Origin of the sequence: Agrilactobacillus fermenti (genome assembly GCF_047943045.1) — a bacterium.
GTDB lineage: Bacteria > Bacillota > Bacilli > Lactobacillales > Lactobacillaceae > Agrilactobacillus > Agrilactobacillus fermenti.
In genome coordinates this window covers 467,712-489,659 of record NZ_CP181347.1, presented here as the reverse complement: position 1 = coordinate 489,659, position 21,948 = coordinate 467,712, and the positions used below count along the sequence as shown (strand labels likewise).

At 41.5% G+C, this 21,948-nt stretch carries 23 protein-coding genes and 1 pseudogene; 8 read left to right on the top strand and 16 right to left on the bottom strand.

Going from position 1 to position 21,948, the window contains the following annotated elements:
- Positions 1-237 precede the first annotated feature (237 nt).
- Positions 238-888 (top strand): histidine phosphatase family protein, encoded by a 651-nt coding sequence (locus ACNAN0_RS02235; protein WP_416354222.1) that lies wholly within the window; start codon positions 238-240, stop codon positions 886-888.
- 75 nt (positions 889-963) lie between these two features.
- On the opposite strand, the gene ACNAN0_RS02230 is transcribed toward ACNAN0_RS02235, so the two are convergent.
- Positions 964-2,217, bottom strand: a complete 1,254-nt coding sequence (locus ACNAN0_RS02230) for an MFS transporter (protein ID WP_416353751.1) — start codon at positions 2,215-2,217, stop codon at positions 964-966.
- A 143-nt stretch (positions 2,218-2,360) separates the two neighbouring features.
- On the opposite strand from ACNAN0_RS02230, the gene ACNAN0_RS02225 reads away from it, so the two are divergent.
- On the top strand, positions 2,361-3,257 hold the full coding sequence (locus ACNAN0_RS02225; RefSeq protein ID WP_416353750.1) for a helix-turn-helix domain-containing protein: 897 nt from the start codon (positions 2,361-2,363) through the stop codon (positions 3,255-3,257).
- Between the two features lie 277 nt (positions 3,258-3,534).
- On the opposite strand, the gene tnpA is transcribed toward ACNAN0_RS02225, so the two are convergent.
- Positions 3,535-3,996 carry an IS200/IS605 family transposase gene (gene tnpA, locus ACNAN0_RS02220; RefSeq protein WP_416353413.1) on the bottom strand — a complete coding sequence of 154 codons (462 nt, stop codon included), beginning with the start codon at positions 3,994-3,996 and terminating at the stop codon, positions 3,535-3,537.
- 243 nt (positions 3,997-4,239) lie between these two features.
- Positions 4,240-5,484, bottom strand: coding sequence for an ABC transporter permease (locus ACNAN0_RS02215; RefSeq protein ID WP_416353749.1), 1,245 nt, complete (start codon positions 5,482-5,484; stop codon positions 4,240-4,242).
- A gap of 178 nt (positions 5,485-5,662) precedes the next feature.
- On the opposite strand from ACNAN0_RS02215, the gene ACNAN0_RS02210 reads away from it, so the two are divergent.
- On the top strand, positions 5,663-6,214 hold the full coding sequence (locus ACNAN0_RS02210; RefSeq protein ID WP_230914302.1) for a TetR/AcrR family transcriptional regulator: 552 nt from the start codon (positions 5,663-5,665) through the stop codon (positions 6,212-6,214).
- A 176-nt stretch (positions 6,215-6,390) separates the two neighbouring features.
- On the opposite strand, the gene ACNAN0_RS02205 is transcribed toward ACNAN0_RS02210, so the two are convergent.
- The 10 genes and pseudogenes from ACNAN0_RS02205 to ACNAN0_RS02160 form a co-directional block, all read right to left on the bottom strand.
- The gene (locus ACNAN0_RS02205; RefSeq protein WP_416353748.1) at positions 6,391-7,782 is read right to left on the bottom strand and encodes an oxaloacetate decarboxylase subunit alpha; all 1,392 of its coding nucleotides are present in this window, start codon (positions 7,780-7,782) and stop codon (positions 6,391-6,393) included.
- Between the two features lie 2 nt (positions 7,783-7,784).
- A complete protein-coding gene (citX, locus tag ACNAN0_RS02200; RefSeq protein ID WP_230914300.1) occupies positions 7,785-8,345 on the bottom strand; it encodes a citrate lyase holo-[acyl-carrier protein] synthase in 561 nt (186 codons plus the stop codon).
- Positions 8,338-9,883 (bottom strand): annotated as a pseudogene (citF, locus tag ACNAN0_RS02195) (citrate lyase subunit alpha). Before citF ends, citX begins: the two are co-directional and overlap by 8 nt.
- Complete coding sequence (locus tag ACNAN0_RS02190; protein WP_416353747.1) at positions 9,883-10,773, bottom strand: aldolase/citrate lyase family protein; 891 nt, start codon at positions 10,771-10,773, stop codon at positions 9,883-9,885. Before ACNAN0_RS02190 ends, citF begins: the two are co-directional and overlap by 1 nt.
- Positions 10,773-11,072: a citrate lyase acyl carrier protein gene (gene citD / locus ACNAN0_RS02185; protein ID WP_416353746.1), complete on the bottom strand. Its 300-nt coding sequence runs from the start codon at positions 11,070-11,072 to the stop codon at positions 10,773-10,775. Before citD ends, ACNAN0_RS02190 begins: the two co-directional genes overlap by 1 nt.
- A complete protein-coding gene (gene citC, locus ACNAN0_RS02180) occupies positions 11,069-12,088 on the bottom strand; it encodes a [citrate (pro-3S)-lyase] ligase (protein WP_416353745.1) in 1,020 nt (339 codons plus the stop codon). The genes citD and citC overlap by 4 nt, the downstream gene beginning before the upstream one ends.
- Before the next feature lie 5 nt (positions 12,089-12,093).
- Positions 12,094-12,219 (bottom strand): OadG-related small transporter subunit, encoded by a 126-nt coding sequence (locus ACNAN0_RS02175; RefSeq protein ID WP_269073934.1) that lies wholly within the window; start codon positions 12,217-12,219, stop codon positions 12,094-12,096.
- Positions 12,220-12,229: 10 nt separating this feature from the next.
- Positions 12,230-13,351, bottom strand: coding sequence for a sodium ion-translocating decarboxylase subunit beta (locus ACNAN0_RS02170; protein WP_416353744.1), 1,122 nt, complete (start codon positions 13,349-13,351; stop codon positions 12,230-12,232).
- Between the two features lie 17 nt (positions 13,352-13,368).
- Positions 13,369-13,779 carry a biotin/lipoyl-containing protein gene (locus tag ACNAN0_RS02165; RefSeq protein ID WP_416353743.1) on the bottom strand — a complete coding sequence of 137 codons (411 nt, stop codon included), beginning with the start codon at positions 13,777-13,779 and terminating at the stop codon, positions 13,369-13,371.
- 14 nt (positions 13,780-13,793) lie between these two features.
- Positions 13,794-14,117 (bottom strand): hypothetical protein, encoded by a 324-nt coding sequence (locus ACNAN0_RS02160; RefSeq protein WP_416353742.1) that lies wholly within the window; start codon positions 14,115-14,117, stop codon positions 13,794-13,796.
- Between the two features lie 287 nt (positions 14,118-14,404).
- Between ACNAN0_RS02160 and ACNAN0_RS02155 the strand changes: the two genes are divergently transcribed.
- The gene (locus tag ACNAN0_RS02155) at positions 14,405-15,727 is read left to right on the top strand and encodes a CitMHS family transporter (protein WP_416353741.1); all 1,323 of its coding nucleotides are present in this window, start codon (positions 14,405-14,407) and stop codon (positions 15,725-15,727) included.
- A 345-nt stretch (positions 15,728-16,072) separates the two neighbouring features.
- Here ACNAN0_RS02155 and ACNAN0_RS02150 read toward each other — a convergent pair whose 3' ends face one another.
- From ACNAN0_RS02150 to ACNAN0_RS02140, 3 genes are all read right to left on the bottom strand, one after another.
- Complete coding sequence (locus ACNAN0_RS02150; protein ID WP_230913323.1) at positions 16,073-16,330, bottom strand: hypothetical protein; 258 nt, start codon at positions 16,328-16,330, stop codon at positions 16,073-16,075.
- A 93-nt stretch (positions 16,331-16,423) separates the two neighbouring features.
- Positions 16,424-17,329, bottom strand: coding sequence for a triphosphoribosyl-dephospho-CoA synthase (locus ACNAN0_RS02145; protein WP_416353740.1), 906 nt, complete (start codon positions 17,327-17,329; stop codon positions 16,424-16,426).
- Positions 17,319-18,020, bottom strand: a complete 702-nt coding sequence (locus ACNAN0_RS02140; RefSeq protein WP_416353739.1) for a GntR family transcriptional regulator — start codon at positions 18,018-18,020, stop codon at positions 17,319-17,321. Before ACNAN0_RS02140 ends, ACNAN0_RS02145 begins: the two co-directional genes overlap by 11 nt.
- Before the next feature lie 732 nt (positions 18,021-18,752).
- Here ACNAN0_RS02140 and ACNAN0_RS02135 point away from each other — a divergent pair.
- From ACNAN0_RS02135 to ACNAN0_RS02120, 4 genes are all read left to right on the top strand, one after another.
- Positions 18,753-19,124, top strand: coding sequence for a hypothetical protein (locus ACNAN0_RS02135; RefSeq protein ID WP_416353738.1), 372 nt, complete (start codon positions 18,753-18,755; stop codon positions 19,122-19,124).
- A gap of 266 nt (positions 19,125-19,390) precedes the next feature.
- On the top strand, positions 19,391-20,143 hold the full coding sequence (locus ACNAN0_RS02130; protein WP_416353737.1) for a hypothetical protein: 753 nt from the start codon (positions 19,391-19,393) through the stop codon (positions 20,141-20,143).
- Between the two features lie 27 nt (positions 20,144-20,170).
- Positions 20,171-20,941 carry a hypothetical protein gene (locus tag ACNAN0_RS02125; RefSeq protein WP_416353736.1) on the top strand — a complete coding sequence of 257 codons (771 nt, stop codon included), beginning with the start codon at positions 20,171-20,173 and terminating at the stop codon, positions 20,939-20,941.
- A 231-nt stretch (positions 20,942-21,172) separates the two neighbouring features.
- Positions 21,173-21,928 carry a hypothetical protein gene (locus ACNAN0_RS02120; RefSeq protein WP_416353735.1) on the top strand — a complete coding sequence of 252 codons (756 nt, stop codon included), beginning with the start codon at positions 21,173-21,175 and terminating at the stop codon, positions 21,926-21,928.
- Positions 21,929-21,948: the final 20 nt, after the last annotated feature.

Genomic DNA, 21,948 nt, shown 5'->3' with positions numbered 1-21,948 from the left:
CAGCTTCAGCAAACGATTTGAGTTAGGTGACAAAGTTAGCTTCATGAACGCGTTTATAGTGGAGCGCGTGAATAGTGCTGGGTAAGTGTTGAGCATTAACCTAGAATTATACAGTAGGTGCTTGCACCTGCAAGTAATTCGTAGTTAAGCGAAACGATTGGCACTATGAACGCGTTTAAATCACCTCCCCCCAAAATTAGTTAATCCAGAAATAGACAACAAGTGAGGTCCATAATGATGAAAACTGTGACTGTTTATCTTGTGCGCCACGGTCAAACATATTTTAATCGTTACAATCGCATGCAAGGTTGGTCGGATTCCCCTTTGACCGAAAAAGGGATTCAAGATGCCCACGAAGCCGGTAAGCGACTACAAAATGTCACTTTTCAGCATTGCTATTCATCTGACCGTGGTCGTGCTATTCAAACGGCTGAAATCATCCTGTCTCATAATATCAATACCCACGTTCCTTTTTCACAAACACCACTTTTTCGTGAAGAGTTTTATGGTTATTATGAAGGTGAAGACTCAGCGAAGTCTTGGTTTGCAGCCGGTGCCCCCCATGGCAGTCCAACCTTTAAGGACATCATCGCTGATTACTCTTTAGATGAAGCCAAGGATTTTGTCCACCAAGCCGATCCTTTTGGGGACGCCGAAACCGCAACTCAATATTGGACGCGCTTGGCTAAAGGCTTCAAGTGGCTGCGTGAACAAGCCCATGATGGTGATAAAATTTTGATGGTGTCTCATGGCACCACGATTCGCAGTATTGTGGATAAATTCGGTGAAAAGAAATTTGATGTGACGGTTTCACCAATGAATGGCGGCATTTCTACCATTCAATTGACTGATGAAGGCATCAGCGTCTTAAACTATAATCAAAAATAACGAGAACTAAAAACAGGTATAGCAACGTGAACCCTCATCGTTGTTGTGCCTGTTTTTTTGAAACTTCATTATAAGTCACGATAAGTCATGTTCGCTCAAAATAGCACTTTTACTGGAAGCTACGGCAACGGCAATAATGCAGCCACCGCAGCCTAGAAAGAGCCATTGACTGTGTGGCAATTGGAATAAACTTGAAAACAAAAGTGCACCTAGGGGCATTGACGTTTGCACGGCTGTCGTAAATGTTACAGCAACGCGGCCCAATAAGTTTTTAGGCACATGTTCCTGAAAATAAACCATAAGCGGTGTATTTAAAAACGCCAAAGTTAGGCCAATTAGAAACATCACCAAACCACCTAGGCCATAAAATAAAGGCCGTGATAATTTAAGAACCAAAACGGTAAAAAGTGCCATATAACTGATACCCAAAACAATCGTATTCACTAATAAAATAGGACTAAGTCGTTTGATCTTTGGTAGAAAATTCAAACTTAAATTACCAATACACAAGCCAACCGCTATGAGTGTATTAAGAAAAGCTAGTGCAGCTTTTCCATAATGATCAACTTGAATGACGGCGTAGGGTAACCCTACTGTGAGTGCCGCATAAAAGAAGTTGATCAAGATTGCCAAACTGACAATAAGTAATAAAAATTTATTTTGCCGTATAAAATTGGTGCCACTCAAAAATTGCTTGTAACGTGACCGCGGTCCAGGATTTGTTGTCAACGTTGGCGTATTATCAAAGAATTTCATCGATAGCAGCAATAAAAATGCGCCAACATTTGCTGCAAATTCAAGTAAAATAAAGCCCTTAAAGCCAATCCAATCATATAGTACCGTAGCAGCGATTGGCGCGAATAGGCTCGCAAATGTAGCGGCCGCCTGAGTTAAAGATTGAAGTGACTGAATATGTCGCGCGTTTACCAATTCCTGAACAGCTGCAGTATAAGCGGTGGTATTAACGGTTGTGCTCCAGGCATTGATCACTAAAAAAATAATAGTGGGCAGAATCTTTGCACGTCCAGTAAATTTCGTGATAACCAGTGCGTAACCCAATAATGCCAGCAGTCGAACTAAGCTAAAAATGATCATTAGGCGTCTATGTGGTTGCTGATCCACTAGATTACCAATCGGTACGAAGCCAAGTAAATTGACGATGGGCGTAATTACCATGGATAGTCCAAAACTCAAGGCCAGCCCAGTCTCATTTAACAACATCAAACCCATGGCAAAAGCAAACATATCACCACTAAAACTGCTAAGCAGATTACTGACAACATCTTTACAGATTTGCCGAACTGATTGTCGATTGGTAATCATTATCATAGCTGCATCCCCTTGGTAGTCTAATTTTTCTTGCTAAATTAAGACTACTAGGCTTATCGTTAAAGTGAACTAATAAAACGTTGCATACTTGCAACATTAATTACAGCATGCATAAACTACGGCGCAGATTGAGGGAGGTTATCATGACCCAATTGGGACCAACAATCAAATACATTCGACAAATCAAAGGGCTGAGTCAAAAAGAGGTCTATCAAGGCATCATCTCACGTTCCTTTGCCCACCGATTAGAGCAAGGTGCACACAGTATTGATGCCGAAAAATTCTTAGCCATCTTAGTAAATTTAGATGTTACACCAGATGAATTCCAATTCATTCACAATCATCATCAATTAACCAAAAACCAACAGGCTTACGCTAAAATCGACACCTGGTATCAGACCCATAATTTTTTGGCCTTACATCATTGGCTTGTGACCCAAAAGCAAAGTCAAACCGACCAACTAAAATGGCCGATTGCTTATGCAGAGATTCTAATTGCTGCTTATGATCAAAAACAATTTCCTTTATCAAAACATATGTTTCTATTATTAGACCACTTGCTGACCGAAAAGAATTGGACTTTAAATGAAATGCGTTTAGCGCATTTACTATTACCGCTTTGTCTCCCTAAGAACACTGCGCCATTGATTGATATTGAAAAAATTAAACAGCGCATGCAAGACAATGCCCAACAGTATTTAAAACAGCCAAATGATTATTTTCACGTGACCGACCTACTGGTAGAATTTTACGGCACCCAATTCCAAGTTCTATTGAATCAGCATCGGTATACAGCCGCAAAACATCTCAAAAGTGATTTTAATACGATCGATATTCAAAAACTAACCTGGGATGGCCGCATCACACAACAACTTTGGCTTGCCATTTGGGAACTTTATTTTGGCGATAAACATAAAGGTCAAATAATAATCAAAAAACTAACCGATTTGATGACTCTTTTTCCAGTCAAATATCATGGTACTTTGGATGCTATCATCAAGGTTCGAACGGCAGCAGCGGCAGATTATCGCAAAAAATGACGGGGAGTGAGACAAAAGGCAGGCAGTGACCGAGCACTAACAAGAATCACGATAAATGGTGGGCTTTCCCATTTGAGTGATTCGTAGTTAAGTTAGGGCATTGCCTTTTGGAGCACGTTTAAACGATGAATATTCATAATCAAAACCACCCGTCAAACGGGTGGTTTGCTCTGAGGCTATAAGCCTCTATTACCGACCAGCGCCTAAAGACGCTGGCTTTTTAGTTCAAGCCAATTTGTCCTTGCCACTTTTGCTCACCCCTTAAGGGGTGCTTGTACTACTTACTACCCTTAAAAGGGTCTTCATATTCCCGAACACTTAATTTATCAACGGCAATATCATGTTTTTCCTGTTCTCTGATATATTTCCTAATTGTTGCTTCACTGATGCCCACCGTTGTCACATAATAGCCTTCTGACCAAAAATGACGGTTTCCAAATTTATATTTCAGATTTGCATGTTTATCAAACATCATCAAGGCACTTTTACCTTTTAAGTAACCCATAAAACTTGAGACACTTATTTTGGGTGGGATACTAAGTAATAGGTGCACATGATCTGGCATCATATGTCCCTCAATAATTCTTACACCTTTATAAGAGCACAAAAGCCTGATAATATCTTGAAGGTCCCGTCGATATTGATTGTAAATCACTTTTCTTCTATACTTTGGTGTAAACACGATATGGTATTTACACAACCATTTGGTATGTGCCAAACTGTTGTATTGATTCGCCATTTGTTTTCCCTCTTTCAAATAGATTGATTGGCCTGAACATCCAATATTCTATCTGAAAAGAGGGCTTTTTTGCATAGCAATTGAACACCCACCGCATAGCGGGTGGTTTACTGTTTCGTACCTTATGGTACTCAACTAGGTCTAAAGACACTAATTAACAGGTGGCTGAAAACAAAACACTATGTTTTGCCTCAGCCACCTGTCTCTTTTTTATGACGTCTAGTTTCTTATCATAAACGCCATTTATTTGATTCGTGCTAAAACAAATCGTTTGCAATACCCTGAGCCGTACATCAAAATTGCGGCGACACTCCCGAAAATAGCTAGAATGCTAAGCGCACTAGTCGTTGTTGCTGATCCGGCATGGAAATAGAGCGTATTTGTAATAGCTTGCATGCTAAACCGCATCGGTACCCAGTTATAAATGCCATTACGGGCAAACGTACTTAACATTTCCGGTGCATACGATAATACCCCAATGGCGAAGAACCAAACCAATAAGACAATTGGCCAGCCATATAATCCGAACCAATCCAAGATACAAGTCGTTATCAGGTAGAAAACGAAAATGCTGACTGACATTAGCCCAATGAAATTAAACGGATCCGGCACATTAAGTTTGAAACAGCCAGCTACAAATAGATAGCCAATACTGGCAAGAAAGACACTAGCGACGATACCTGTCAGCAACTGACTCGTAACAGCTTTTCCGGTTAATGCCTTAGAACCGTTACGTCGATAATGTTCGCGCCACAATAATACTGAAGCAATCAGCGCGCTAAACCAAGCTAACGCAACTAAAAGCATGGGGGCCATCCCACTAATCGTATTTTTACGGATTTTATTATCAGTGTGCACAGATGTACTGATTGGCTGCGATAATTGCCGCCAAGCTGAGGCTGATAATTGGACCTGGTTTTGCGTGAGCAGCTTTTGCCGTTTCTGCGTCAATTGTTGTGTCAGTTGCGCTGAAAGCTTTGGTAAAGCTTGAGTCAATAATTGGGCAACCTGTGCATTCATTCCTTGATTAATGGCAATCTTGATTTTAGCTTGGGGCACTGATCCTTGGGCACTGGCTTGAGCTTGAATCAATTGCTGATTAACAGCCACTGGTAACTGGTTTGTCCGCTGCAATTGTGTCAACTTTTCAGCCACGATTTGAGCCTTGACTCGTTGATTTTGTTTGGCAATTGCTTGAGAAAAACCCGGTCGAATCGTGACGACCGCATAATACTTTTGGTTGTTCAAGCCTTGCTTCTTAGCCTTAACCCATTTAATCTTTGCATCATGCCCGCGAAACCGGTGTCGTAATTGCCGCACCACTTTGCGGCTGAAGGCGCCTTTATCTTGATTGATCAATGCCACTGGAATCTGGCGAACTTTCGTCGTATTGCGCACACCAATTAATGCAAACGAAAAAATACCAATAATGACTGCAATTAACATAAGAACTAACCAATAATGTTTGCTGCGAATAACTTCAAACATGACCTAAATCTCCTCCTTTTATCAAGCAAATTAAGCATAGAAGAGATTTTTCAGAAAAGACATAGACAAAACGCAGCCCAACGTTAACCTAGAAGACACTTTTTAGACATCTGTCACTCTAGTTGACAGTTATCAAAATATTGCTGATAATGCTTTGTTAGAGAGGATGATCGGCAATATGGCGGATTTAAGAAAACAACGTACGCAACAGGCAATTCAGCAGGCTTTCATCAAACTCGTGCAGCGTAAAGGTTTCAATAAATTAACTGTCATTGACATTGCAGACCAAGCAATGATCAATCGCCAAACTTTTTACAAACACTATCAAGATAAATATGACCTGGCTGAAAAAATGATTGCTGATTTTATGAGGACTTATAATGATCTCTGGCAAAAACGGGTCAGTTTGAAGCAAACACAGCACCATTCTTTTTTAAATATTACGGCGCTGATCACACCAGATATTGAGCATACTTTACTCGCACATCGCGATAAGATCATCACTTTGCGTACAATTCAACTAGATCGTACCAATTTTGATACTGAGCTAAAGCGAGTCTTAGAACAAAACTTACGTACTTTATTAGCAAAAGAACCAAATACCTTTGAGCTGACTTTGTTAACGTCATTATTAGTTGGTACTTTCGATTATTTACTCGCACACCAAGAATTACCGCCAACACCTGAAATTCAGGAAACATTAGCTGATGTCCTTGCTTTAATGCAATAATGGTCATGGAAAAAGAGACGAAACAAAATGTTAGTTTTGTATTCATCTCTTTTTTATTATACCCAGCTTCTGTTTAAATGCGTTCCAAAGGGCATCGACTTTCTGGTGGGAAAATTTCCCCACCACGTAAGTCTAGGTTGGTACTCGAAAACTACCCAATGATTTTCGCGCTCTGCTTAAAAATCAGTTGTGACGGTGACTTCTTGTACTGGAATATCATAGAAGGGATCTTTGCGCTTCATTAAAAATGGCTTGGCTGATTGTGGGAATAGGCCAAAGCTGAGCACGTCCTCCTCAGAATCTGCAAATGCTTGCGCAGCTTTTCTTATTTCTGGCAGTTCTGGTTTTAAGCGATCTGCCGGCCGTTGGGTGATCACAGGATCGTCACCAATAATCTTATGTTGGACCCCAGAATCAATGGGTGCTGGTGGGCGGCCATAAAAGCCATGCACATATTCCTGAATTTCTTTTGGTACTAATTTATAGCGTTCCTGTGTGAGCACGTTCATCACAGCTTGTGTGCCTACCATCTGACTTAGTGGTGTCACAAGTGGTGGATAGCCCAAATCTTGGCGTACTTTTGGCACTTCTTTTAGAACGGCCTCGAACTTATCGGCTTGGTGTTGTTCCGTTAATTGCGAAAGCAAGTTGCTCAGCATTCCACCGGGCACTTGATAACTTAACGACTTAGGCGCAATCTCTAAAATTTTAGGCTTTAAAATCCCCTTGTCTAAGAATTCCGCTCGGATTGGTTCAAAGTAGTCCGCTATCTCATTCAAAGTATCCAAATCCAGGCCAACGCCATAACCTAGACTTTTAAGACTAACGGCCATAGATTCGGTGGCTGGCTGGCTTGTTCCGCCGGCAAAAGGTGAAATCGCCGTGTCAATAATATCGGCGCCAGCTTCAACAGCTTTCAAATAAGTCATCGTGGCAATGCCACTGGTAGCATGAGTATGCACTTGCAAAGGTAGATCGACGGCATCTTTGATCATACTGACTAATTCATAAGCATTTCCTGGCGTTAAAATTCCAGCCATATCTTTAATGGCAATGGAATCTGCGCCTAAGTCGGCATATTGCTTCGCTAATTGCAAAAAATATTGATTATTGTGCACGGCACTGGTGGTATAGGAAATTGCGGCTTGGGCTTCACCGCCGTACTTCTTAGTCGTCTCGATGGCTACTTTTAGATTACGCGGATCATTCAAAGCATCAAAAATCCGAATCACATCGATGCCATTTTCAACTGACTTTTGGACAAACAATTTCACAAAATCATCGGCATAATTACGATAGCCTAATAAGTTTTGGCCCCGCAATAACATATATAGTTTGGTATGATGCACCCGCTGACGAATTTGACGTAGTCGTTCCCAAGGATCCTCATGTAAATAACGCAAGGCAGCATCGAAAGTTGCGCCGCCCCATACTTCCAATCCATAGTAACCCGCTTGGTCTAATTTCTCCACGATCGGTAACATCTGTTCAGTGGCCATTCTCGTAGCAGCTAAACTTTGATGACCATCACGCAACACGGTTTCCATAAATTTAATTTCTCTGCCCAAATTTACGCACATCCTTTATTCTGCTTTAAAAATTGGTCATAGAGCTGTGAGATTTTTACTTGCATTTCGGCAACGCTATGCGTACGACTGCGAGCACATAGCTTGGCCTCTTGCCCACAGAGCAAACACGTTCTTGGCTTCAGTCCTAATCTAGTGCGATGAACGCTGTGTACCTGCTGATCCTTTAAATATAAAACATCAAAGTCACATAAACGGGCTAAAGGATCCATTTGTTCCAACAAACAGGTCTGACGTTTAACTACGAGAGGGTCAGCTGCCACAGTCAACAATGCATAACTACCTGTTGCCACATTGGCCTTTGTTGCCAAACCAAAAGGCAATTTTGCTTGAGTTAAAACTCGTTGCAGTTGCGCCAAGTAATAATCAAAGATCCGATCCAGTGCCGCATTTTGTTTGATTGGCCCAGGAATATTTAATTTAAAAGAAATCACGGTTTGAATCCCTTGCTGTAATAAAGTGCGCTGTTGTTGCACTAATGCTTCACGAGCAGCCAGCATTTCCGGCAAAGTAACCAATTGTCCTTGTGCAAAAACATCACTCATCGATCTCACCTGGTTTGCGGACCACATCGATCAAAGAGCCGTCGCGATATTCAATCAAAGCAACTACCTGATCCGTGTAAACAATTGACTGCGGCGTACCGACAATGGCATAAGCTTTAGCTTTGAGTTCTTCGATCGTAAATTGTGGGACATCTAAATTTTGCAGGGCATCAATTAAATCTTTACGTTTAGGATTAATGGCTAATCCATATTCGGTGACTACAACATCAATAGATTCGCCCGGTGTGATCACGGTATTGACTTGATCCACAATTGTCGGTATTCGCCCCCGAATCAATGGTGCTACCACGACTGTCATTTTTGATGCGGCGGCGGTATCACAGTGGCCCCCAGAAGCACCACGAATAACACCATCTGAACCAGTCATAACGTTCACGTTAAACTGTGTATCGATCTCCAAAGCGGATAGAACGGCCACGTCAACTTGATTGACTACAGCCCCTTTCGCAAACGGAGACGCATACATTTCAGCATCGATCTCATAATGATTTTCATTCTCACGAATGGAATCAGCGGAACGTTTATCAAAGTCCTGAACATCTAATAATTTGTTAACCAGTCCTTCTTCTAGCAGTTCCACCATGGGTTGCGTAATGCCACCAATGGCAAAGCTGGCTTTGATTTTGTACTTCAGCATTGCCGCTTTCAAAAATCGTGTGACAGCTAAAGAAGCCCCACCAGAACCAGTTTGGAACGAAAAACCATCTTTGAAGTAACGGGAATATTCAATCAGCTTAGCCGCATATTCAGCAATGATCAATTCTTTAGGATTTTTAGTAAACCGCGTCGCCCCTCGTGCAATGCCATCAGGATCACCAATTTTGTCGACTTGTACAATATAATCCACATCGGTTTGGGGAATACTGATCGGTGTATTGGGATAAGGGACGAGATTATCGGTGATGGCAACGACGCGATCGGCATACTTGGCATCCACTTGGGCATACCCTAGTGAGCCACAGATAGCATTGCCATGATAACCGTTGATATTTCCGTATTCGTCAGTGGATGGCGCCCAATAAAAGCCACATCAATATGAATATCCCCGCTTTGATAGCGCGAGCACGACCTCCATGGGAACGAATAACAACAGGATTTTTCATGATACCGGCTGAAATTGCAGCCCCGACTTTATCCCGCAAACCACTGCTCGTGATATTGGTGACCACACCGGATTTAATATAGTCAATTAAAGGTTCATGGACATTGGCAATAGAGCTAGGCGCAATCGACAGATTTTTGATGCCCATTTTAGCGATTTCAGCCAACACCAAGTTCATAACATAGTCGCCTTCACGAAAATGATGATGAAATGAGATCGTCATACCATCTTTTAAGCCAACTTTTTCAATGACATCGTGAATAGAGGCCACTAATTTACTATCCGTCGGCTGAACCGGGTGTACTTGTGCAGCCGTGGTCTGATAAGCTGCTTTTTTTGCCCAAGCCCCCTTAAACACCCCATATTTATCGGCAAATTCAGTCGGAATCTCGCGGCCAATTGTATTTTTAACCATTAGTTGTTACCCCCTTGCTTGATCAAGCCTGATGCAGCTGCTAATTGCATGACCCGTTGCGCCCGCTCCACAATAGGCTTATCCACCATTTTGCCATCCACAGAAATAACTCCGGATCCTTTAGCCTTAGCTTCTTCTAAGCCCTTGATCACCCGACTAGCTTGATAGATCTCCACTTGCGTTGGCGCAAAGATTTCTTTAACGATTGGGATCTGACGCGGATTTATGACTGACTTGCCATTAAAGCCCAATTCTTTGATCAAAGCGACCTCAGCACGAAAACCAGCTTCATTTTCTACATCAGAGTAAACGGTGTCGATGGCATCAATCCCCGCAGCGCGAGCGGCATGTAAAATCATGGCCCGGCCAAAAGCTAACTCTTGCCCATCTGGATAGCGTTTTGTCTGTAAGTTTGTCACATAATCTTCAGCACCTAACGCAATCCCCACCAGACGGTCACTAGCTTTAGCAATTTCTCGGGCATTCAAGACCCCTTCAGCACTTTCGATAGCAGCCATCATCTTGGTGCCGCCAGCTGGTTTACCCAACCGTGCTTCAGCTGCGCTGATCACTTGGGCTACATCAATAATATCTTGTGGTGTTTCGGTCTTTGGTAAACGAATGACTTGTGCCCCTGCATCTACCATGGCAAAAATATCTTGCCGGCCATGGGTTTCTAATTCGTTAATGCGCACGACCGTTTCTGCTGAACCATAATCAATCGTGCGTAAAGCTTCATGCACTAAGAAACGGGCCGCATCTTTTTGCGCGGGTGATACCGCATCTTCGAGATCAAACATCAGCGCATCTGCCCCATAAATACCAGCATCTCTCAACATGGCTGGGTTCATACCTGGTAAAAACATCATGGTTTTCCGTAAGCGTTGCATCAGTCGATCACCTGCCAATCAATCTCATCAGTCACATCGGCGGCCCGATAAATAGCCGTTAATGTCCGTGCTTTAACCGTACAGTCTAAAGCACCGCGATCAATTGCCTTGATATTGGCACTGGTCACATCTAATTTTGACAACGTCGCTTGGATCACTTGTTTGATTTGTTTGCCAAATTGGAACTGTACACTGCTGTCCAAGTTGATAGCGATTTCATTTTCAACATTAGGTTCGATCATAATTTGAATATCCGATGACTCTGTCGTACCAGCAATGGCTTGATGTTGCAATCTCATTGAAAATCTTCCCTTCTATGTTGTAAGTCAGTTAAATGGGCTTGAATGTAATGTGCTGTTGATGGCGGCACTAGTGTTTGCAGCTTGGTTAAGTCCCCAGCCTGAATCGCTTGCCGAACTTTTGAAGCACTGATTATTTCTGTCCCGTTACGCTGTCTTGGCTTGATGATCAGCTGGATCTCAGTGCCAAAAGTCGCCTGCATGGTCGTATTATAAATTTGCGTCACTGGCGATTCTGGTTCCTCACCCACATAGCGTTTGTTGATGTTGAGCGCCTGAATGTAGTGCTTAAAAATCGTTGCATCCAGTCTGGCTTGCACTGCAGCCACTTTTAACGGTGCCCGTTCTTTTAAGAAATACGTTGGAAAAGTCGCCGCCGAAACTAAATAATTCTCAGTTGACGCAATGGTGACATTAGTGAGCACCCTAGTTCCGGCTTGAACCAAGGCTAAGCGCTCTTGATAGGTAAAAAGTGAAGCCTCTGTGGCAACTACCAAAACCAGGACTTGTTGATTTTCCTGGGCTGCCTGTTGAATCAAGAACTGATGCCCCAACGTAAATGGGTTCGCATTCATCACGATGGCAGCTGTAGGTCCTGGATGTAGTTTGGCTTTTAATCGCTGTAAATAGCGCTCAAAATTACCTAGGCCCTGCTCTAGTAATACGACCCCATCTGTTTGAGCAATCAGACTAAACCCCAAATGTTCAAAAGCTGCTCGATGTGTCGGCGTGGTATAAACAAAATAGTGAAATATTTGTTGCTCTGCCAAGTAGTTCATCATATAAGATAGCAGCTCGTTAAATGCCGCTCCGCCTTGATAATCTGATAAAATAGCAACCTGCTTGATAATTGGTCCTAGATGTCCCACAGTCCCAACCAATTGATCGTTATCAAATAAACCAAATGTTCGTGTTACAGGATCATCGCTGGTCAGACCAGCTGTTTGCAATAGAGACTGCCAAGCAGGCTCATATAAGTCAAAACCATCATGGTAAATTTCCCTGATCGTCGTCATATGATTCACTTCTTAACCGAGAATATGCGATTCAAGATGATACAGACGAGATAAATTAAGAATAGGACGATAAAAATACCCGCCATTCCAAAAAGCATGAGCTCAAAGCCTTGAATTACAGTTTCGTTCATCATTTACCTCCTAACTAAAGAATGCCAATAGTAGCCCGCCAGCGATAACTGACCCAATTTGACCGGAAACATTAGCGCCCACAGCGTACATCAAAACAAAATTCTGTTTGTCTTCGGCTTGAGCCATTTGTTGGATCACCCGACTGGACATGGGAAAGGCAGAGATTCCAGCAGCACCAATCATTGGATTGATTTTTTGCTTTCTAAACAAATTCAATAATTTGGCAAATAACACACCGCCAATGCTGTCCATAATGAATGCAACTAGCCCAAAGGTAATAATCATCAGGGTTTGGACATTTAAAAATTCATTGGCCGTCATTTTGACAGAAATCGTTAGGCCTAATAAAATCGAAACGATATTGACTAATTCGTTTTGAGCCGTGTTGCTTAACCGATCCAGCACGCCACATTCTCGTAACAGATTGCCAAACATCAAGAACCCTACTAATGGTAAAGAAACTGGTGCGACAAAACCCGCGATCAAGGTAATAATGATGGGAAATAAGATTCTTGTCTGTTTTGAAACGGCTTCAGCTTGATAAGACATGCGAATGCGCCGTTCATGCTTAGTCGTGACCAGCTTGATGGCCATGGGTTGAATAATTGGCACCAAGGCCATGTAAGAATAGGCGGCAATTGCAATTGGCCCCAACAAATTCGGCGCCAACTGGTTTGAAACAAAAATACTCGTTGGCCCATCAGCGGCACCGATGATGCCAATAGAAGCGGCTTCTTTAATATCAAACCCAAAGAAAGCGGCAACGATGACGGTGAAAAAGATACCAAATTGAGCAGCAGCACCGAATAATAGCATGAATGGATTTGATAGTAAGGGGCCAAAATCGATCATAGCCCCGATGCCGATAAAAATGAGTAAGGGAAATAATTCTGTACTGATACCAGCGTTGAACAAAACATCTAACACGCCTTCAGTTTTTTGACCATTGATGGTTTGCGTCAAAACACCGGTCATTGGGAAATTCACTAAAATCGTGCCCAAGCCCATCGGTACCAGTAGCGTTGGTTCGTAATTCTTCTTGATGCCCAGATACATTAAAATGGCCCCAATGATCATCATGATCACTTGTTGGATCGTGATAGCAGTCATGCCCTGAATAAGGGTCTCCATAAAGTCATCTCCTATCCTTAATCAATCGTTACCAGCACATCGCCCGTATTGACCACATCATTTTTGACTACATCAATGCTGGTGATCGTACCTGCTTGTGGGGCTACGATCTCATTTTCCATTTTCATCGCTTCCAAAATCAGTATCGGCTGATTCTCGGCCACAGCATCGCCAACTTTAATATTGATACCAATGATGTTCCCCGGCATCGGTGCGGTAACTTTCACACTGCCGCTAGCTGCGCTCGGGCTGGCAGCTGGCTTGGGTTGTACCGGCTGTGCTTGGGGGGCTGCCTTTGGCGTCTCTGACTGTATTGGTTGGCTTTGAGGTGGTGTCTGACTATCTTGTGGCTGTGGTGTAGGGGTTAATTCTTCCATCTCTACTTCATATTCATTACCATCTATTTTGATGCGAAATTTTCTAAGCATATGTGCCTCTCTCCTTAGCTGAGCTTTATGATTGATTTCACGCGGAACTGACTATTTTTTTGATCACCAGCTAAAATGGCACTGGCGATAACAGCCACGCGATCTTTCTCGATAATGGTCATCGGTAAGCCTGTTCGATTTTTTATTTTTGTGATTTTATTCACTTTAAAAATCGAATTGGGATAATCCTTGGCGGCAATGGCGGCGCTGATCAGTGTCACAATTTTCTGCTCTGTTGTTGATATAGGTAACCCGATTGAATCAGTAGTTCCCGGCTTTTCAGTTACGCCAGGTGGTGCTGACATTTTTTCTTTATGATGGAATAGCCAACCAAACATGTGCACACTCCTTTCATAATCTTTAAGTTGCTTTTATTATAAATCTTTTATATTTGTGTTGATATATCTTAAGTGTTCTTTGGATGTTCAAAATTCATTATCTTGTTTTATTTTATTTACAAACAAACACATATATCGCTTCAACAATGTAACAAGTGTTTTCAAAAAATTCCATTTTATCATTATTAAGTGTTTTTTATATGTTCTTTTGATTTAAAAACGATTGTGAATTTCGAAACTAAATATATAATCAACTTATAAAAGCCCTTTCAAAGGAGGATACAAACATGCTTGCACTACTCGGTTATGCCATGGTGATCGTCTTCATGATTCTAATCATGAAAAAATGGTTGTCACCATTTACAGCCTTGATCTCGATTCCCTTAATTTTCACAATTCTAGGTCTTGCTTTCGGCTTATACCCACCCAAAATTGGTCAATGGGCACTCAAAGGACTTGAGAGTGTTTCTATCACAGGTGTCATGCTATTATTCGCCATCCTTTATTTTTCAATTATGCTTGATGCTGGTCTGTTTGATCCAGTTACTGCGTTCGTGATCAAAGTAGCCAAAGGTGATCCTGTCAAGATTCTTGTCGGCACCGCTTTAATTGCTGGAATCGTTTCTCTCAACGGGGACGGCACAACGACAACTTTGATCTGTTGTTCGGCGTTTATTCCAATTTATAAAAAGCTGGACATGAAAATGATGAATCTCGGTGTTTTGATTATTTTGCAAAATACCATCATGAATCTATTACCTTGGGGCGGACCAACCGCTCGGGCCATCTCAGTTTTAAAAATCGATGAAAGCGTGGTTTTACGTTCGATCGCACCAGGTATGGTTATTGCTTTCATTTATATGCTATTTGTCGCTGCCTATTTAGGGCGTAAAGAACGTAAACGTCTAGGTATCGTAGATCTGACCCAAGCAGAAATCACAGAATTAACTGTTGTTAAAGATCCGGAAGTCCTGGAATTACGCCGGCCAAAGATGATCTGGCCCAATGCGATTTTAACGGTATTATTAATTGCCTTACTGGTCATGGGGACTTTCCCATCGCCTTTCCTATTCATCGTCGGAACAGCGCTAGCCTTATTACTCAACTATCGTTCGATGAAACAGCAGCGGGAACGCATTGAAGATCACGCTGGTGACGCTGTTCAAGTCGTGATCTTGATTTTTGCGGCCGGCATCTTCATGGGCTTACTCACAGGCTCCGGAATGGCTACAGCCATTGCTCAAAGTTTGGGCAGTATCATTCCTGATAGCCTCGGTCGTTTCTGGGGTCTAGTGGTTGCTTTTGTTTCTGCCCCTGGTGTTTTCTTCCTCTCCAACGATGCCTTTTACTTCGGTGTACTACCTGTATTGGCGCAAACTGGCTATACCTATGGCTTCACACCAATGCAAATGGGTCTGGCTTCCTTAATGGGCCAAGCTTTCCATTTATTAAGTCCACTAGTTGCCTTTATTTACCTCTTACTCCGTTTAACCGATCTAGAAATGGGTGCTTGGCAAAAAGAAGCCGGTAAGTGGGCTTTAGGTATCTTCGTCATCTTTATCGTCGTAACCATTGCCACCGGCGGCGTACCATTGATGATCAATAAATAAGAGCGCGAGTGAAGCTGGACAGCTTTGGAGCACTAACACAAATTGTGCAGATGAAGCACTCGCTTCAGCCAGCAATTGGGGTTAGGTGACAAAGGTAGCTTCATGAGCGCGTTTCAAACCAGAGCGCGAGTGAGTTCGGGTAGTTTCGGAGCACCAACCTAGGTTTATGTAATGGGTGAACTGTCCCATAAGTAAACCGTAGTTGGGTGACGAAACTGGACTCACAAGCGCGTTTAGAGCGCGAGTGAAGCTGGGCATTTAAAATAAAATTGTGTGTAAAAAAACAGACCTAAAACCGTCATTACAACGGCTCAGGTCTGTTTTTGAGTATCAATTTAATTCAAATTACCAATCGTTAAATGTACGTTCAGATAATTGCTCGATCAAAGAATTGTAGCTTTCTTTATCTAAACTACCCAAATCTTGCATCTCTAAACGATTGAATTTTTCAGCAATGACAATTGCTGTTAAATATAGTGTCAACTTGCGTTTCACAATTGCTTCTGGATCTTGATCATCTGAAACTTGATGCGAATTAACTACCATTTTGGCAAAATCCACCGGATCTAAGTGAATCCGGCCATTTTGATATTGATCACTCATAATTTAGTCTCCCTTCATTAAATAGCTGTTTATTAGAGCAGCTGAATACTTTTGTCGCCCGCTTGTTTATTAAACATAACATATTCGACTTCATTACACTGGAAACAATTGTTCTAAGAACCCTAAAAAAACACTTGCGGACAACATATCCGCCGTACCTCCGGGACTAATATTGCGTGTAATGTAGTCTTGATTCAGTTTTTGCATCACTTCGCGGCCTAACTTGAGCGTCCCACCTTGGGCTAAAATGTTTTTTGCCTGTTTTTGAACTAATGTCAATGTCTGATAATCACTGCGATGGATAATATTGGCATCTTGTGTCTGACTTAAGAGTGTCAATAGTAGATCCAATAAGCGTTCAGTCTTGGGGGCCGTTCGTGTCGCTCTTAAAAAAGGCAACCCATAATCACGTAAAACCGGAAACCCCAGCAGCGCTTCACCACGGATGCCCCGAAATCCATCGGTCAAATACATGCGTTCACCGTAGCTTAATTGGGGAGCTGACTTTTTCTGCGTCATTGCCGTAAAATCAGCCTGAATCGGGGCAGCAATCTCGGGTAGAACAGTGAATAACTGGGCTGACATGCTCGTATCCCAATCATGGAGCGATACTTGGCGTGCTTGTAAGACAATGCCGACACCCGCAGCTAATAAGGCAAATGTAAAAATGGCGCCCTTATGTGTGTTGATACCTTTAGTAGCCGCAAACATTGCTTGGTCAGCCTGCTGTCCAAGTCGACGTAATTCAGGAAAAAGCTCGGCTAAGGGTCGTTCTTGCGGATACTTTAGACCAGCTAACACCAACTCGTGTAAAACTGGTGTTAGTGCCGTGATACTATCCACAAAAGTAAACGCATCCATATCTTGATGGGCGCCATTATCCACTGGATCAACTAGCCCGGGTTTGGGATAGAGTATCAATTCATACAGTAAAGCTCGGGACAGGTAGGTCGTCAATTGATCCGCCTGCTGTTTCAGCCCATGATCATTAATTGGCATGTTGCTGACCTTGCGCCATTTCCGACAAAATAAATGTCTTAGAATACGTCAAATGCTCTGCCAAAACCCGTCCCAATTCTGGCCGATTCTGTTCGCGCATTAGTTCATAGATTTCCCGGTGTTCCTGCAAAGCCTTGTTGCGCCGTTCCTGTCCGTTTAAAGAAACATCGCGCAAGTGCTTCAAATAATCACGCAACCGCGACACGATCAATATCAGATGGGGCATTTGACTTTGCTGATAAATAAAATTATTAAACGCTTCAAAACCATGAATCACGGTCGGAATATCACTTTCTTGATTAGCAGCCTCTGTTTCGGTCAATAACTGATCCAAAGCATCAAAATCTGCCGCCTGCATATTTTGCATCGCATGAAACGTTGCTAAGCGGTCCAAAACGATCCTGATCTCAAAAATCTCAGCCACATCAGCTGGCGTGATTCGCGTGACAACGGCACCAACATGTGGCACGTAACTAATCAATTTCTCCTCCGTCAATCGATGAAGTGCCTCTCGAATCGGCGTGCGACTAATATGTGCCCGCGATGAAAGTTCCTTTTCATTAATTCGCTGGCCTTCCACAACATGACCCTGAATAATGGCTTGCCGCATCGCCAAATAGACCTCCTCAGCTAGCGTCTGATTGGGCCTCACCTGCATATGATCTATAATGCTATCAATATAATCATTCATAATAAAACCCCAATACTTATTATTCTGATAACTTTGCCATATCTATTATACAGGATTTCGTTGCAACCGCATACAAAAGGTGTCTCGTAGAAGTTAGTTTTCTTGTACTAAGGAGATATAAACGACATGATGCCCCTATCGACACTCGTATTAGCGATGTTCCTCAAATTTTTAGTCAAAAAGCTATCGTAACCTGAAGAGTTTCCCGGTGACTTTTTTGTGTCTGAATTTAGATCATGAAAGCGCAAAAATTGATCAGAGAAACATATTGTCGAACATTAATTAGTTGTCTAAAAATAACAGTAAAGATACTTAAGAAAGCCGAGAATGGGTTCTAATGGTAAACCCGGCTCATGCATTGATATAGCGGGCTTACCAACAAGTTTTGTGTATGTATTAGGATATCCTCAAAGATTCAGAAGATTAGGAAAAATGCGCCTTAATTGTAACTTTGTCTCAGCATTACTGTGCCGAAATTTAAATCTATTTTTTTAGATTTATCGTTCATAATCTTACTTAACCTCGTTATATCAACTTCTGTATTATAAAAATTAATTTCTAAAAATAAGCACAAGCGTACATAGACAACTCGTTGTTTTTCAATACAATCTACAATTAGTCAGAAAAGGATTTCGCGAAATAATGTTGCTTTGTTATGTTAATTGTGAGCTTGCACAAGCTCCAAAAAAATTTGATTGCGGTCGACAGCAACTGAAATAGGAGCAAATTAACATGACAAAGCAAACAGATCGACTAAAGTTAAATAATGATGTCAATGCTTTTTTGATTAACGTAATTGTGCAGATCACACTCACACTATTTGACTATACTAAAGATATCGACGTCACAATCCCAATGACGTCTAGAAAGGGCTTACAATTGCTGAAAAAGTTGACTGATATTCAGTACTTATTATTTCGATTACGTCGCTACGAGCAAATCAATCAAACATTCGAAGTTGATAATGACCATTTTGTCACAAGTTTATATAGTCAAAAAGGCGATACAATGCAGATTAACATTGATTTAAAAGATGATAAAGAACTCGTAAAACTAGCAAACATGATCACCAGCTTGACGATCGTACAGATCAAGAACGTTTGAATATACAACATCACGTCTAAGTAGCGTTAAAGATCGTCCCTAACAGCTTTAAAGCGTGACATTAAAGAGATATTTCCCGAGCGACTACACCCTAACACGATACTTTTCAGACGCAGTTTAATTGCTTATTATCTTGCCGTAGTCAACTTTGTTTATCCTTCTCTATCATTCCTTTTACAGGCGATATCTTCTGCATATTTTTATAAAATAATTAATTATTTTTCTTATTTAATAGTGCTATGGTTAATTTATTAGGAGGAAAGTTTATGATGAAAAAGAGCCATGTTTCAATGGGGCTATTCGTGTTAGTCAGCATTTTATTCTTGGGAATTATTTGTTTCAAAACAGCGCCGGTCAAAGCGGCAGTTACTGTTACGCAACCATCAGCTAATAACCAAATTGTTGATACGGATGGTTATCCCGCTGAAATATTTAGTGACCCATATTGTAAGCAATCAACAGGAAAATTCTTAAACACAACTATTTCAGAATGGCGTGTCACTCAAGAGAGTTACTACGGTGATAATTTTAGTCAAGTATTTTCTTATAATCTTGGCAATAACCAATGGATCAGAGGTCAAGAGGCTTTCAATAAAGTTCAGTCAATGACGCCTGACAATCCTTACGGTATTTTAGAAGCCTATTCTAATAACGAAGTAATCGCTCTTTATGGTGTGCCACAGCTTACCTGGAAATTTTTGGGGCGACTTGATCCTAAGATCAGCCACTGGGCAGTAACAGGTTACGCTTTTAATGGCGGCGATACAGCAGATGATATTACAAGTATTGATCTCGGTAATAACCAATGGGTTAACCGTGATAGTGTGCACCTAATTTATAAACTCTATCACTTTGACGCCGGCACCCCATTGTTCAATCAAAATGGCCAACCGACAAGTACCATTGCCACTACTGGTAATTACAAGGTGTTCGATGTAACAACCATTGGTTCCAACATCTATATCAAACTTGGCTCTGATAATCAATGGGCAGCTTTCACACAAACAACTGTAAGCTAATTTAACTTAGAAAGGAAGCTATTAACTTTGATAAAAGAAAGAAAATCTATCATTAAATTAATGATTACTACTGGCGCCTTGTTCTTAGGGTTACTCATTTTCAATAATCAATCTGTCAAAGCAGCAGTTACGGTTCATGACGATAGTTCAATTAATGTCGTCAGTTCAGGTGGTTATCCAGCACCAATTTATAGCGACCCCCAATGTACCCAGCCAACGGGTCAAACTTTAAATACAACTATTAGTGAGTGGCGGGTCAATCACATCGCTTATGACGACTCAAATAATCAAAATACCTTCCAATCATTTGATTTAGGCACAAATCAATGGGTTAAAATTGGCGACGTTTTCTATACCATTGACCCAAATTCCCCTGAAAATAGCTACGGTTACCATGATATCTTAGAAGCTTTCTCCTCAGGCAAGAAAATTCCGATTTATAATAATCCTCAGCTGTCTAAAATTACGGGCTATCTCGATCCAAATATCAGTGAATGGGCAGTAACTGGTGACGCTACAACTGGTCCCGATAAGAGTATTGGCCGACTTAACTTAGGCCAGAACCAATGGATTGATGCCAGTCAAGTCGTGACGATTTATAACAGTTATATATTTAATGCTGGTACACCACTTTACAATGAATCTGGTGTTCAAACAGGCACACTTTCCACAATTAATGGTTCATCAATTCTCTACTATCGTGCTTTTGGTGCCAAAATAATCAATGGTGAAATCCACATCAGATTGGGCACTAATAATCAGTGGGCTAAGTTAAAACAAAGCTACCGCGACATATAAAAATCAGTAGCGTTATAAATAGCCTTAGCTAAATAGTTCCATAGCTAAGGCTATTTATATGCCCAATTTCACTAAAATATTCAACTGCCAGTGATTCATTTAAACAGTTAGTCAAGATCAGTAACTAAGACATACCCTTTTACAGGCGATATCCTCTGCATATTTTTATAAAATAATTAATTATTTTCCTGATTCAACAGTGCTATGGTTATTTTATTAGGAGGAAATTTTATGATAAAAAAGAAGCATATTTCAATGGGGTTATTCGTGTTAGCCGGTATTTTATTTTGGGGCATTATTGATCTTACGACTACTCCAGTTAAAGCAGCACTTAGGGTACAAGTCCCAACAGATTCGACAAATGTTGGTCCAGTTAATTCTGGCGGTTTTGCGGTACCAATTTACAATGACCCAGAATGCACCCAATTAACGGGACAAACGTTAAGTACTAGTTATTCAGAATGGAAAGTTAATCGCGTTGCCGTTGATACTGAAGGCACAAATTATGCATGGAAAGCCTATGACCTTGGTACCGACCAATGGGTTAAGGCTTCTGATCTTTTTAATGGCTATCTTGGTCCAAATGATAAAAGTAAAGAAACTTATATCCTAGAAGCTTATTCAGCTGGTAAAAAAATACCAATCTATGATTCACCACAGCTTATCAACGTAACCGGCTATTTAGATACAGGGATCAAAGATTGGGCGGTCAATCAATACGCTAAATATTCGGCTGCCTTTTTACCGATCGACCGGGTTGATCTCGGCCATAACCAATGGGTCAATGCACATGATGTAGATGTCATTTTATCGAACGCTTTCTTTCTTGAAGGCACACCAATCTATAATTTGAGTGGACAACAAACCGGCACTCTGAAAACTTTAAAGTACAAAGTATTCGGCGCCACCGCTATTAATGGGCAGACCTATATTAAATTGGGCGACGATAACCAGTGGGCTAAACTCAGCGATATGCAAAATAACTAGGTATTATTTATGGACAATTA